This is a genomic window from Acinetobacter geminorum (assembly GCF_013009345.1).
Classification (GTDB): Bacteria; Pseudomonadota; Gammaproteobacteria; order Pseudomonadales; family Moraxellaceae; genus Acinetobacter; species Acinetobacter geminorum.
In genome coordinates this window covers 78,029-92,261 of sequence record NZ_JABELE010000001.1, presented here as the reverse complement: position 1 = coordinate 92,261, position 14,233 = coordinate 78,029, and the positions used below count along the sequence as shown (strand labels likewise).

At 41.0% G+C, this 14,233-nt stretch carries 8 protein-coding genes; 4 read left to right on the top strand and 4 right to left on the bottom strand.

The genetic code is table 11. The annotated features are described in order from the left end of the window. Positions 1-226: 226 nt before the first annotated feature. The 3 genes from recD to HJG58_RS00415 form a co-directional block, all read right to left on the bottom strand. Positions 227-1,978: an exodeoxyribonuclease V subunit alpha gene (gene recD / locus HJG58_RS00425; protein WP_170247573.1), complete on the bottom strand. Its 1,752-nt coding sequence runs from the start codon at positions 1,976-1,978 to the stop codon at positions 227-229. Between the two features lie 108 nt (positions 1,979-2,086). Then, positions 2,087-5,785, bottom strand: coding sequence for a UvrD-helicase domain-containing protein (locus tag HJG58_RS00420; protein WP_171545185.1), 3,699 nt, complete (start codon positions 5,783-5,785; stop codon positions 2,087-2,089). 3 nt (positions 5,786-5,788) lie between these two features. Next, positions 5,789-9,424, bottom strand: coding sequence for an exodeoxyribonuclease V subunit gamma (locus HJG58_RS00415; RefSeq protein ID WP_170247572.1), 3,636 nt, complete (start codon positions 9,422-9,424; stop codon positions 5,789-5,791). A 168-nt stretch (positions 9,425-9,592) separates the two neighbouring features. Here HJG58_RS00415 and HJG58_RS00410 point away from each other — a divergent pair, with 168 nt between their 5' ends. Then, a complete protein-coding gene (locus HJG58_RS00410; protein WP_005079307.1) occupies positions 9,593-10,099 on the top strand; it encodes a hypothetical protein in 507 nt (168 codons plus the stop codon). A gap of 22 nt (positions 10,100-10,121) precedes the next feature. Here the strand turns inward: HJG58_RS00410 and pap are convergent, their stop codons facing one another. Further along, positions 10,122-11,540, bottom strand: a complete 1,419-nt coding sequence (pap, locus tag HJG58_RS00405; RefSeq protein ID WP_170247571.1) for a polyphosphate:AMP phosphotransferase — start codon at positions 11,538-11,540, stop codon at positions 10,122-10,124. 209 nt (positions 11,541-11,749) lie between these two features. On the opposite strand from pap, the gene HJG58_RS00400 reads away from it, so the two are divergent. The 3 genes from HJG58_RS00400 to HJG58_RS00390 all read left to right on the top strand — a co-directional run bounded on the left by HJG58_RS00400 (position 11,750) and on the right by HJG58_RS00390 (position 14,232). Continuing rightward, positions 11,750-12,457: a DUF8198 family protein gene (locus tag HJG58_RS00400; RefSeq protein ID WP_170247570.1), complete on the top strand. Its 708-nt coding sequence runs from the start codon at positions 11,750-11,752 to the stop codon at positions 12,455-12,457. Between the two features lie 147 nt (positions 12,458-12,604). Continuing rightward, positions 12,605-13,552 (top strand): bifunctional demethylmenaquinone methyltransferase/2-methoxy-6-polyprenyl-1,4-benzoquinol methylase UbiE, encoded by a 948-nt coding sequence (gene ubiE, locus HJG58_RS00395; protein WP_170247569.1) that lies wholly within the window; start codon positions 12,605-12,607, stop codon positions 13,550-13,552. 11 nt (positions 13,553-13,563) lie between these two features. Beyond that, positions 13,564-14,232 carry a ubiquinone biosynthesis accessory factor UbiJ gene (locus HJG58_RS00390; protein WP_005079315.1) on the top strand — a complete coding sequence of 223 codons (669 nt, stop codon included), beginning with the start codon at positions 13,564-13,566 and terminating at the stop codon, positions 14,230-14,232. Position 14,233: the final 1 nt, after the last annotated feature.

Here is a 14,233-nt window from a genome sequence, read left to right as displayed (position 1 = left end):
CAAAACTACAAGGCTTAGCGGCTGTAAGTTTCCTCTTTATACACCTACTTCATTGTAAGTTCGCAGTCTCTCGACTTAAGTTATTATTATTGTGCGATTTTGCCCGACATTCCGTGCCAAGCTCGTTGTGCGTTTATAATCTCAAAAACACGGAGTGTACTCTAGCAGCAAATATCTCGAATCTATGTAAGCTTTTTCTTACAAGGGTGAAAATATTAAGTTTGGCTTAACGAACTAACCGATTAACTTTTTGAACTAAACCGCTTTTCCGTGTAGTACGAACTGTAAATGCTTGTAATAAAGCCTCTTGATGCACCAAAAGACTGACTACTTTCTTAGCGCGTGTAATCGCAGTGTAAATAAGTTCTTGGCTTAATAAGTTCTTGGCAGCCTGATCTAAAACGACAGCAGTATGAGTAAATTCAGACCCTTGCGATTTATGAATCGTTAAGGCAAATGCGCTCTGAATACTTTTAGGCAATCGATTCGCAGCGACCCATTTGTTCAAACTTGGAAAATATACTTCAAATTGTTGTGGCTGAGTTCTATGCTCAAAGCACAAACCAATATCCCCATTTGAAATACCGAGCTGATAATCGTTATAAGTCATCATCACCGGACGACCTACATACCAACCACCCACTGTAACTATTGATAACTGTTGTTGTAACCAGCGCTGCGCATACTGGTTTAACTGTTGTAAGCCAAATGGGCCGTGACGGACCGCCGTTAAAATACGATAGTCATCGAATGCTCTTACTACGTTTTGAACCTGTTCAATCGAGCGTTCTTCTTTTAAATAGTTTTTTAGACTCTTTACATAGCCTTGGAAACCTAACATGAGTTTCTGATAATAAATTTCGACTTCTGCGTGATTTCCTTCTGGTAAATACTCAAGCTGAACCACATCTGGCATGTCACTTTGTAAAACTATAGGCTTTAATTCTGACACCTGAACAATATCAACTTCAAACCGCTGTAAAACTTCTACATGGTCTTGTTGATGAGTTTGCGCCTGAATAAATTTAGCAACTTGCCCAATCAGTGCCCCTTCAGCAAAACGACGACTGGTTTGTAATTGTACTCGGTTATCAGCCAATGCCTGTATTTGCTGTAAATCAGCAAGAACTGCCCCGACATCGACGGAAGCGAGCTGATTTGCATCTCCTAATAAAATAATTCGACAGGACTCAGGCACAGCTTCAAATAAAAGAGTAGCCAGGTTTAAATCCAGCATAGAAGCCTCATCCACGACAATCACGTCATAAGGCAAAGGCTGTTTTTGATTAAACCGTGGTGTCTGACTATGTCCCATCCCTAACAAACGGTGAATCGTTTGTGTTCCCTGATTTCTTAGCTCTTCACTCACTAATCCAGACTCAAGCAATTTAGGGTCATTAAATGAGTTCTGTAAGGCCTCTTGCATGCGCTGTGCGGCTTTACCTGTTGGAGCAGCCATCGCCACACGAATATGTGGAATTGCTTGGCTAAGTACAGCAATGATACGTGCAAGTGTATAAGTCTTGCCTGTACCTGGCCCACCCGTAATAATACTCAAGCCCTGCCGAGCAACCATCTTTAAAGCTGCCTGTTGATGAGGATCGGTAAGCAGGTCTAAATAGTCATCACAAGAAACAGGTTGAATTAATTGTTGCTTTAATCGACAAATTTGTTCTGCAAGTCGTTGCTCTAGGTGCCAATATCGGTATAATGCCAACCCCTGCTCATCGTAGACGCATGGCGCAACTTTTGAAGTTGCTTGATCGGCAGATATAGCAAGCTGACCAAGTGCTGCAATTTGCTCTGAACTGATATCAATACAACTATCGCCTTGTAAGCTCGCTTCAATAAGCTGTTGCAAGTAAGAAGTGGCTTCTGGTACTTGCGATTGTTCAGTAAATGGAACCTGATTTAAGAAGTTACTCCACGTTGTTAACCAGCTTAAATCGGCTTGTTCAGGGCTATTTAGATTGTCCACACACTTATCCACCTAGTTTTCCACACGCTTGTCCACATGGTTATAGACAGGCTTATCCACATGTCAAGTATTTGTTAATCTTCAAATTACGCTTTTTATCAGCATTTTTCATGCTATTTTATCCTCAGCAAAATATCCCAAAATGGCATCAAGACGAAGGATAAACTCGACACTAGGTTCCCAGTAATAATACCCCTGCTCCGCTTCACCATTCATACCACGTAAGTAAAGATAAGTTGCCCCACCCAAATGTTGCTCAATCTGATAATCCTGCATTTTGACTTGCAAATAGCGGTGTAACGCAACGAGATATAAACCTGCTTGTAGCCAGTAACTTGCCAAAGACATACTTTGAGCAATGCTATCGCTACGATAGTCTGCAAGATCATCACCTAAGTAATTACTTTTATAATCGGCAATGTGATAACGCTGCCCATCAAAATAAACCAAATCGATAGAACCATTGAGGTAACGTGCTGAGCGAGCCTCAAGTAACTCCGGCATATTCAACCCATACTCAGCGAAGAGTTGCTGAATACGTGTCATGGCTAAAACTCGATCTGAGAGCGCCAAATAAAATGGAAACTCTGACAAATACTGTTCTTGTTGAAGCTGATTGAGCCGGAAACCTTGATAAAGCGGTGTTCGCAAAATATCTTTCAACCAGTCTGCAACTGACTGGTAAAGCAGGTTCTCGGCGTCCTCTTGCTCTGGGAAACTCTCGTTATATTTATTAAGTAAATCTTGCCAAAGGCCACTATAGTCATTTTTAAAACGACGACGTATTTCTATGATCCACTCATCTGAACATTGAAAGTCGATATGTTCAAATATTTCATGCAAGAAATTACCGGCAAGCGTTCCTCGAGGGAAGTTACTCTTTATCCAGTCAATCGGCTGAGCACTGCTTGCTTCAGCAGTGTTGATTAAGTCTAACTCATCTTCTGCTAATACAGCATCATTGCTCTGACTCGCCAATAAATCTGTGCCAGCTTTATGTTTTAAATGCTGTGCCAAGTAACTGAAACTAGTTTTACCTCTCGAATAAAAACGCTGTTCAGGAAACCGTTGTGCTTGTATTTCAATAATACTTGTTTGTTTGGCTAAGTGAATTGTCTGTGGAATCTGCTCCAAAACCATTTCATCCGTACAGCAACGATGTTGAAAAGGCTCAGTCCTATTTTTCCAAAACGCGAGGCCTGATACTGACTTGCCATCAATATCTTGTAGAACAGCATAGACGCGGTGGCTTGCTCGCGTTAAAGCAACATACCAAAGCCGATTCTGTTCAGCGAGCGCTCGTTCTTCGTGCTGCTTAAGTTCTATTTCATTCAAATAGGTCTTGTCAGCAATCGCAACGACACGTCGAGTCAAAGTCTGGTTTGAGTCTGGTTTGACAATGTCTTGGGTCGAAAAATTGAGTGTTTTATTATTTTCTCGAAAGGGCTTGTCTGCACCTAGTAAAAATACAATCTTAAATTCCAGCCCTTTTGACTGGTGAATTGTCATGAGCTGAACACCAGCTTCACTCGATAATTTACGCTCTAACTCCCAATCACGATCAAGAGGAGAACTCAACTGTTTGAGATACCAATGGTAAAGGTTTTGCGCGCCTGAGTATTTCTCACTGTGCTGACTCAAAATTTCAGTTAAATGACGCAAGTTCACGACAACCCGTTCATTATCTTTACTTTGAGCAGCAACTAAATTTTGCCATATATCAAACTGGATGAGACATTGTTGCCATGCCACTAAAAAGCCTTGAGCGGACCACAACTCTCTAATCGTGTCAAAACCAGTCATAAACTGGCTTAACCCTTCGGCTGTCTGCTCAAGTTGCAACAGCTGTTTCAGGTCCATAGCAAATAGACGGCTAATTAAAGCTCGCTTCACTTTTGCCTCATCGTAAGGATGAAGTATGGCAGTCAACAAAGCACCCACATCTTGAGCAATCGAGCAATCGAAAACACTTCGTTTTGATGGCCTGTTAACTCGTATTCCTAAACGCTCTAGCTCAAATTGAACTTTATCCAGCCCATCATGATTACGAGACAATACCGCAATATCGTCTTCATTTAAGGTTTGAGTCTGAGCATCTTTTTGAAAATATAGTTGTCCGGCATGTGACTGGTTAAGTAGATCTCGAATCTTCCATGCAACTTGCTGAGCCTCTGTTTCTTTATCTTTGAGCATTAACCAGCGCAAAGGGTAAGGATTATGATTGTTCTGCTCAATCAGTACAGGATGAGGTCGAGTGCCCGCTCGAATTGGGTCATATTGAACCTCTTCACCAAAGTCGATTTGCCTTTGAAATAAGGCGTCGACCACTTTAACCAGATCTGCAACGGAACGATGGTTATGAATTAACTTATATTCGCGGCCATGTTTGGCTTGAATATCTTTATAGGCATTTAAAAAGGTGAGCATATCCCCACCACGGAAACCGTAAATTGCCTGTTTACGGTCACCTACCATAATCATGCAGCCTTTGTGGTAGCGCTCTGGATGGCGCCAAATGCTCGCCAGCATGTCGTCTTGATCTTGGTTGGTATCCTGAAATTCATCGACCAAAATTAAGGGATAACGCGCCTGCACAAACACAGCGAAACGCTGTCCCTGTTCACCTTTTAAAGCTTCAGAAAGTGTTCGAATTTGCTGAGAAAAAGTAGTTTCACCTTTATTTTGTAAAACTTGTGGTAAACGTTTTTTAACCTCAACACATAAATAGGCTTTTAAAAAAATATGAAGCTGGTCGAACTGCTCGGCATAGTTTTTCAGCACACCAAATAGCTGTTGAATCTGTTGAATACAAGGATGTTGATAGAAACCATCTGAAATTTCAGCAGGACATTTCTTGAAAACTTTTTGATCGACAAGTTGACCTAAAAACTTAAAAACAAGCTCACGTTGTGCAGTCAAAGACCCATCAAAAACCAAAATGCTGTCGCTTTGCGTTAGAACTTGCAAAAGCTGCGGTAAACACTCGCTAAATAATTTGTTAAACGCCCCATTACGAAATACCGTCCCGCTCACATGCTTATAGTGTTCGCCATCAAGCAAGTAATACGGCTCTAAAAGACTTAAGTCAATTTCTGTTGCCAACTGTTTGAGCTGAGCAAGTTGTTCAAATTGAATGGTTGGTTTTTCGGGAAGTTTAAAATGAGCAGAACTAAAGTTAAGTGAGTCTTCGACCAGTTTGACAAAACTATCGACACTTTTTAACTCTCCTGCCAGATATAAAGCATCAATTACGGTTTGAGGTTGAGACTGTATCCATTCACGTAAAACATCATGAATCAGTTGTCGGCTATAAGTTTTGGCATCATCGGTAATTTGAGCGCGTTCAATTTTGCCACTCTCAAAGGCAAACTCACGTAATAGTTTTTGGCTAAAGCTATCGAGTGTCCCGACAAATAACTCGTCTAACTGATCGATGACCAATTTTAAACGCTCACACGCATAGGCAATACGCGTCGCAAAGCTTTTTAAAATATGTTGGAGTAATAAGTCAGGCTCTTGCTCGGCCTGCGTAAGTATTTCTTGTTCTGTAAAACTGCGTTTGGTCTCTAAGTAACGATACGTTTCGATCAAACGGGCGCGAATACGGCTTTTTAACTCAGCAGCGGCTGCACGGGTAAACGTGGTCGCAATGACTTGTCTAGGCAAGTATTTTTCGAGAAAGATACGGACCATTAAGCTCGATAAAGTATAGGTTTTTCCTGTACCTGCCGAAGCTTCAATTAAGTGTAAACCACTAAATTCAATATCAATAATAGGTTGATAAGACACCTGTACTCTTGAGTTCATGTCTTACTCCGAATGTTGAAATTGAAAAACCGGATGATACAGATCATACGCAAACTCATCACAAGCATGTTGAAGCAAAGCTTGCGCATCTTGTTCTTGTAAAATAAAGCTCCAGTCTCGATGCAACTTGCAAGCTTCATTTTGAGTCATATCCATTGTGGTAAATGACCCTGTTTCATTCCAGTATTTTAACAGCTCAGTGTAGCTCTTCTCATCCAGTTTTGCTTTTTCTGCCTGATCTGCTGTTTCCCACTGATATGCTTTAGCTTTTTCTAGCGGCTTTAATAATAAAGCTGCTGGTAGAACCAAAGGTTGTTGCTGTGCATGACGCCAGATTTTAAACCATGGCTGTAAATATTGCCGAGCTTGCTCAGAACTTACACCACTACAAATCACAGTTTGATCACTAAAAACCACAATACGGCGCTTTTCAGCTCCGGCACTACCCTCATTCAAATAAGCTAACCAGAGCAGATATTCTAACCAAACTTTAGCACGTCTTTTTGCGCGAGCACTTGAAGGTTCCATGCTGACCCAGTCCCGAGTTTCAGACTTCGGAACGGTAATATTCATATGAAGCTGTTTAGCAATTCGCCAAATACGCTGAGTTGTTTGTGTCACTGCAGGTGCATAATGATGAAGGCGTTCAAGCAAACATTCTTGCTCAAAAACACCTTGTTGCCATGCGCTATATTTGACTTTACCTACAGGCAACTGATCAATTAATACTTCAGGTTGTGCTTGCTGTTCAGATTGTTGTAAAAAATGTCGGATCGCATAGCGCCCTAAACCATCTAATAGCAAAGGTTCATTTTGGTCGAGCACTCCGACACTTCCTAAGTTTTCTACCCCTAAAGTTTTTAAATAGAGGCGTGCAGGGAATGTCACATCCTGTATCCATTGCTGGCTATCTAAAACCAACATGTCAGGGGCTTGCAGCGGATAGGTCGTATTCGCCCAAGGTTGACGGTTTCCTGAAATTTGCTGAATTTGTGAAGCGACCTTAAACCAATGATCTTGATAGCGAATAACACTTTTTTCTACAGTAAAACCTTTCGGATCAAAGGGCTGTAAGTCATGTAAGTGATAGAGTTGTTTTAATTGTGATGGAATCTCAATTCCTTCAATAACTACATTTTCAGGTACACCATCTTCAGCTTTCACAATCAAGGCAAGGTGTTCACGGAACTCTTGAAGAATACTGGAAGGTTCTCGCACCTCACCATCATTCACATCAAAACCGTTATAAAACAGCCATAAATTGTCTTGTGCTAATAATAAAGCATCTAAAAAAGCACCTTGATCATCTTCAAGTCGAGAGCGGTCACCTAACTGTTGGCGCAGTGCATCCATTAAATCAAATGGAACATGGGTATCGCGGTTTGGAAATTGCCCTGCATCAAGATTTAGCATGACCATTAAACGATAAGGTAACGGTCGAATGTGTCCAATTTGGGCAAAAGTAATTTGCCCAGTCGGCTCAGCTTGCGCACTTTGACTTTCTAAAGTCCGTTGAATTTCTTCAATAATATAAGGTAGTGGCAAGGTGATTTTGCGCAAAGTTCCTGTTTCTGTCTCGGCGTAATAGCTTGCGAGGGTCAACATTCGCTCTTGTTTTTTAACAATTTCTCGCACAGCTTTTAGGGCAGCAACACCAACCTGCTCAAATTCAACAATATCTTTGCTCAGTACCTGAAGCCAATATTCAACGGTATAGACTTTCCCCTGCTCATGCAGAGTAAGCCAATCACGACGCTCATTCAAATCCTGATAAATCTGAATGAGTGTACCCACCAACTCGAAATCGCTCGGTTGAACTTTGGCATAACTCAACACCTGATTAAATGTTGCATGCACAGGCACAGCAATGCCAAGGGCCAATCGCTCTAAGGCAAATTTAAAACTATATCGATAATCATCATCACCCTCACACAAACTGCGCTTGAGATGCTCTGCATCCAATCCTCGTTTAAAGCCTGCATCGGCGAGTAAATTTAAAATTCGCTCAACCTGAGCATATTCAAGTTCGTATCGTTGCTGAGTCGCATGCAAGCTTAACCAGTCAGCAAAATCATCAAAGCTAAAACGTCCTTGCATCAGCTGAATACGCCCAATTACGGCACGCCAAGCATTCAGTGCATCAAGTGATGCAACACCTGCAATCTTGACTGGCAAATGCACACCCGGCTCAGTGGCAGTAGCAGGAAATACACTTCGAATTAAAGGCTCTATGTCGGCCAAATTAGGAACTAAAACTAAAATATCGTTTGGTCGGCGCGGCTGTTCATGTGCTTTGGCCAACCAACCAATCAATTGCTCTTTTAAAACTTCAAGCTGACGTAAAGTTGAATGACAAACATGGATCTGAATAGAGTCATCGTCTGGAGCGAGTTCATATTGCTTAGCTTGAGGTTCCACTAAATGCAAAATATCTGACTGAACTTTACCGAGTAAACTTTCAGGGAAATCATCCACAAAAGCATCAACCCATTTACCCTCTTCACCCGTAGATAAATTTGATAATAGTGAAAAGTGGTCGCGGGCTTGTTTTCCTAATCTGGTTAAAAGCGGATGTCTAGACTCACGCGCTTCAGCATTAAAATTGAGTGTAAATTTATTAAAGAAATCGCTAATTTCAGTATCAGTAGCCTTTGGATTTTTCGCAATAAAACGCTCTTTTACACCTAAATCATAACGCTGCTTCCAGAGTGGATCGACACTATCGGCCCAATATTCTTGTGAAGGGTTATAGTGCAAAATCAGTACATCAACGTATTGGCCTAAACGGCGCAAGAACTGTAACTGGCTTGGCGGCAAATCTAATAACGTAAAGATCACCACCTGATTAGGTAATCTTGAAATAGCACGCTTACTGCGGTCTGGATGATCTAACTCTTGCCAAAACAATGCATCAATTTGCTGCATCTGCAAAAAGTCATCATGAAAATGTTGTTGCCACAACCAACGCTGCCAACGTTCTAGCTCCTCAGTTTGATGTAATGCAAAAGCAGTCACTTCTTCATCTTTTTGCACAATATATTTTTCAATATCTAGTGCTCGGCCCTGCCCCCAAGCAGACAACCAGTTTTCCGGACAGGTACAACTATTTTCACAACCACGCTGACATTGCCCACGATAAATCATATAGTTACTAAATAGATCAGCAACCTGCTCAGCGACCCAGTACAGCATTTTTTGTTTTTTTAATTGTTTGTCTATGCCTTGTTCAAGTCGATCTGCGCTGTCATAAATACGCTGAACAATAGAATGCAAAGGATGCGATGAATCTATACTTATCGTGTCAGGTTGAATGAATTCGTGCAAAGCTTGATGCACCCGCCATTTAAAAATTAAACGTGGGATGTTCGCTTTACGAACCTGTTCTTTATGCGCAGTTAAAACTTGCTGGTAGGCGTACCACTGGAAGCCGCGTACCCGTTGGTGAAACTGGTAATTAGCACTCATGCCTTGCTGTTCTGCAAGTTTTTGTATCAGCCACTGCTCGACCGCAGGACTTGGAACAATAAAATGCTGGGTTTTCAAAACCTGTAATGGATGCGTTGAAGCTTGAGATGTAGACGTCAATACACCTTGCAACAACACATCAATACGTTGACTTTGAATAACATGAATCCCCATTTATTTCATATCCTGCTTGCATAATTTATGCACAAAATCATAAACATTCATTACTATACAACTGAATCTGACTATGTCACGTTGTTTTAAACACAGCATAATTTAACTTTGGGGTCACTTACACTTGGTTTAAATGACGCCATCAAGAAACTTATACAGGTAGACATTATGAAAATTGACAAGATTCCTGACTATATTGATCCTAGCCTAAATCTGGAACAAATTCGCGATGAGTGTCATGATCTCATCAAAAAACGAGCTTACGTCTCAGCAGGAGCGGCAATTGTACCGATTCCTTTTTTTGACGTGGCAGTCGATTTGGGAATTTTGTCGTACCTTATTCCAGATATCAATTCCCGTTTTGGCTTAGCACCTGAACACGTGAGTGTCTACGACCCGAAAACTAAAACAATTCATTGGGATGAATTACGTAAACGCGGTTTTGAATTTTCAGGCTTTGTAGTAGCGCGTACTACAGTTAAAAAAACATTTAATGGCTTTCTTGGCAAAATCGTAACGAAACAGGTGACTAAATTTATACCACTAGGTGGGCAAATTGTAGCAGCAAGTTTGGGCTATTTCATGATGAAAAAAATAGCAGAAACTCATCTGAATGATAGTTATAACCTTGCAAAACGTATTCAGCAAAAAAGCCGTAGCACTATTGTAAATTAATGTTTGCCTTGTAGCTGAGAGCTTAGTCTGCTCTCAGCTGTTTTAAAATGGCCTTCAACACTTCTAAACGTGCCGTATATTTATCATCGGTTGCGACAATATACCAAGGTGCATATTCAGTACTAGTTCGCTCAAACATATCTGCGGCCGCTTTTAAATAATCGTCCCACTTATCACGATTACGCCAATCCTCTGCGGTAATTTTAAAGCGTTTATGCGGTGTTTCTTCTCTGGCCTTAAAACGCTGCTCTTGCTCATCTTTACTAATCGCCAGCCAAATTTTTACTACAATCGTTTGACTATCAAATAAATCTTTTTCAAAGCGGTTTATTTCATCATAGGCACGCTGCCATTCTAAAGGTGAAGCAAAACCTTCGACACGTTCAACGAGTACACGTCCATACCATGTCCGATCAAAAATCGTGATTTTTTCGGCCTCATTAATGCGGTTCCAAAAGCGCCATAAGTAAGGATGACGTGCTTCAAAACGTTCAGGTGCTCCAATACAGTGAATATCATATTCACGCGGGTCTAGGTTTTTAACGATTCGCTTAATGGCCCCACCTTTACCAGCTGCGTCCATGCCTTCAAAAGCAATGACGACATTGCGTTTATCGAAACGCATTGAATCAGCAATTTTTTTGCTTAGTTTATCGAGTTCTTTTTTATATTCTGCTTTTTCAAGTGGTTCGTTAGAAGGGTTTAATAAACTCTCGGGAATTTGGGCTTGTTGCCATTTTCCTTTAACTTCGGTTTCATGCTCTGGAAGTTGACGCATGTGTTGTAAAAGGTATTGAGCAAAAAACTGATCACGCCGCTTTTCATCTTCGCCATCAATAATGTACCAATCGTCGGTAAAACGACGACGTAACTTTTGCAAAGTGTCATATTGTTTTTTATTACGCCAGTCTAGGCCATGCAGTTTATGCCAGTGCTGTTCAGATGGATCTATCTTGTCTAAACGTTTTTGCAGCGATTTCCATGACAGATCGAACCAGACTTTAACCACATCGACATAGTTATTTTTTAAATCTTGCTCAAATGCCCGCATATTTTCAACGTAAGCATCAAAGCGTGCTTCATCCAAAGGTTCAGACACGTGCGTTGCCGTGACGAGCAAATCGCTATACCAGTTGCCAAACATCACCACAATTTGCCCTTCAGTCGGAATGAACTCCGAGTAAGATTGCCAAAATGCTTCTGTATCTGTCAGCACACGTGGCGCGTCTGCTTTGACTCGTAAATATCGTGGATCTAGCCATTCACGAAGTTGCTTAACAGCCTCGCCTTTTCCAGCCAGCTCAATACCACTCATTAATATTAGTGTGCTCTTAGCGTTGGGTTTGCCCCGACTTTCTTTTAACGCATATTGTGCTTCAATCAAATCGACTGAAAGCTGTTCTTCATCACGAATCTCAAATTTTGGTTGTTGTTCACTCATAGTCCACGGCTCTAATCTTTTATTGTTTAATTTCGATGATCTTTAACTTATGCGCTTAAATGATGAATTGCTATACAAATTATGTCATTGCGCCAAAATTCTGTTTAAAAATTGACGCATGAATCATTTTTTTTACATCTACTCGCCATAGTACAAGGTTACAATGCCTTTTATGATTTTTTGCAAATAGCCCAATATTAGAGTCTTAAATGTCTAAACTCGCTGCTTTTGATGATCTTTTACAACAATATAAAACATTTAATTATCACGATAATCCAGTACTTGCTCAGCGTTTGCAAGATGTACAAACATGGTTAAAAGAGCGGATGAAAGATACGCATCATGACTTTTTTAATCTGCCAGCGCACAAGCTCATGTCAGAGTACTTTTTAAATCGTTTATATGGTGGCCCAGAATTTGATGCTCTTGCAGCGCAAATCGAACGCTTATTGAAATATGCGCATAAAGCAGAAAAAGTCTTACCTGAGAATGCAATTAAAACAGGTACTAAATCAGTAAGTTTGGCTGTACTTGCAACCCAACTTGATGAGCAAGTAGCAACGCAACTTCTTGAGGACTATCCGGCAGATACAGTACTCACTGATGAGATTATGCGTTTAACCTTAATCAAGCTTAATCAGGCCGAAGCTCGTTATCAACAACTTGCTCTTCTTGACGATTTAGGTGCAGCACTCGATAAATACATGCGTTCATTTATGATGTTTACTGCTTTTAAAATGTGTAAAGGTATTGCCCAAAAATATCACTTCGAATTGATGTATGATTTCATTCAAGATGGTTTTAGTGCGATGAAACCGTTAAAATCAGCCGAGACCTTTATTAAGACTTTTACTGAAAAAGAACGCCAGATTATTGAAAATGTACATTCAGGGCATCCGAATCCGTTTAGAGTGTGATAAGGTCGGCACATAGAAAAACTCAACCTCGCGAAGTTGAGATTTTATTCATTATATTTGCATGATGATGCCTGTAAAAATAGACAAAATCTGTCATCATGCAGAACTTATTCCGTTTCACTTGAGTTTGAGTCTAGGAGAGACAATATGTCTAACGAAAACCAAAAGCCAACATCTCCAACTGAGCAGGCACAAAGTTCAGACAAAGTTAGCCCATTCCTAAGCTCACCTTTACCTCAAGGTACTCCTCAAGGGCAACAACAAACTTTACAGCAAACCTTAACAGACACACCTGTGAATGGCTCTGTACCTAAATACAATTTACCTCGTGGTGCTGGTAATACTGCCAACGTTGGTGAAACAACACACTTCGGTTACTCAACAGTTAGAACTGAAGATAAAGCACAAAAAGTTGCAGAAGTTTTCCACTCAGTTGCAAGCAAATATGACTTGATGAATGACTTGATGTCATTTGGTATTCACCGTTTATGGAAGCGTTTTGCAATTAACATGTCTGGTGTCCGCCGTGGTCAACACGTGTTAGACATTGCTGGCGGTACAGGCGACTTAGCAAAAGTATTTAGCCGTGAAGTTGGTCCGCAAGGTCATGTTGTACTTTCAGACATTAACGAATCTATGCTCAATGTTGGCCGTGACCGTCTAATTGATGCAGGCTGTACCAATGTTGACTTCGTTCTTGCCAATGCTGAAACATTAGAGCCTTTTGCAGACAACAGCTTTGACCTTGTAACCATTAGCTTTGGTTTACGTAACGTGACAGACAAAGACGCAGCACTTGCTTCTATGTTCCGTGTGTTAAAACCAGGTGGCCGTTTACTGATTCTTGAGTTTTCTAAACCTGTATTTGAGCCATTCTCAAAACTTTATGACCTCTATTCATTCACCGCTTTACCGATTATGGGTAAATTGGTTGCGAATGACTCAGAAAGCTATAAATATTTGGCTGAATCAATCCGTATGCACCCAGACCAACGTACTTTAAAAGGTATGATGGAAAATGCTGGCTTCCAGAACTGTGACTATCACAACCTTACTGCTGGTATCGTTGCCGTTCACCGTGGCTTCAAACTGTAAGGGATAACGATATGTGGTCGATTCTGGCACTCGGTGCAGTCGAACGTATCATTCATCATCTGATCGATCTGGATGCGGTTACTCGCATTCAGTTTAATCAGTTACAGGGCAAAATGTTGCGTGTTGTGATTGATAGCCCGCAGCTTTCTGTCGATGTGTTCTTTGACCAAGAAAAAGTACGTCTTGAACCTACCGTAACAGGTCATAGTGAAAAGCCTTCTATTTTTGAACAGCGTCCTTTTGATGCCCAATTCAAAATTTCTGAAGCAACCGCAACTTTGCATGTTAAAGATGTCGTTGAATTGATTAAATTATTGGTCAGCGATCCAGACCAGATTGGGAATATCCCGCTCCAAGGTGATTATCACCTATTACAGGATATTCAAAAAATTATGCAGCAAGCTGAACCTGATTTAGCTGCGCATTTATCAAGATGGGTGGGTCCTCAACTCGCTCATGAAATTGGCAAGATTCAACTTGCACCAAAACATTTAAAACGCTCGGTGCAAAGCCATCTGTTTTTTGCTGAAGATGCCTTAAAAGAAGATAGCGGCCTATTTGCCCCTCGCTGGGAAATGGATGACTTAACTCAAGCAACTCGCAAGCTTAATCAAGACATTGACCGTCTTGAAGCAAGATTGCAGCAACTCAATGCACAACTACAACCCTCTCAAGACTAGG

Coding starts and splice junctions, on each gene's coding strand:
- ubiE (WP_170247569.1), top strand. CDS start 12,605: ATGTCTAACGAAAACCAAAAGCCAACATCTCCAACTGAGCAGGCACAA.
- HJG58_RS00415 (WP_170247572.1), bottom strand. CDS start 9,424: ATGGGGATTCATGTTATTCAAAGTCAACGTATTGATGTGTTGTTGCAA.
- pap (WP_170247571.1), bottom strand. CDS start 11,540: ATGAGTGAACAACAACCAAAATTTGAGATTCGTGATGAAGAACAGCTT.
- HJG58_RS00400 (WP_170247570.1), top strand. CDS start 11,750: ATGTCTAAACTCGCTGCTTTTGATGATCTTTTACAACAATATAAAACA.
- HJG58_RS00420 (WP_171545185.1), bottom strand. CDS start 5,785: ATGAACTCAAGAGTACAGGTGTCTTATCAACCTATTATTGATATTGAA.
- HJG58_RS00410 (WP_005079307.1), top strand. CDS start 9,593: ATGAAAATTGACAAGATTCCTGACTATATTGATCCTAGCCTAAATCTG.
- HJG58_RS00390 (WP_005079315.1), top strand. CDS start 13,564: ATGTGGTCGATTCTGGCACTCGGTGCAGTCGAACGTATCATTCATCAT.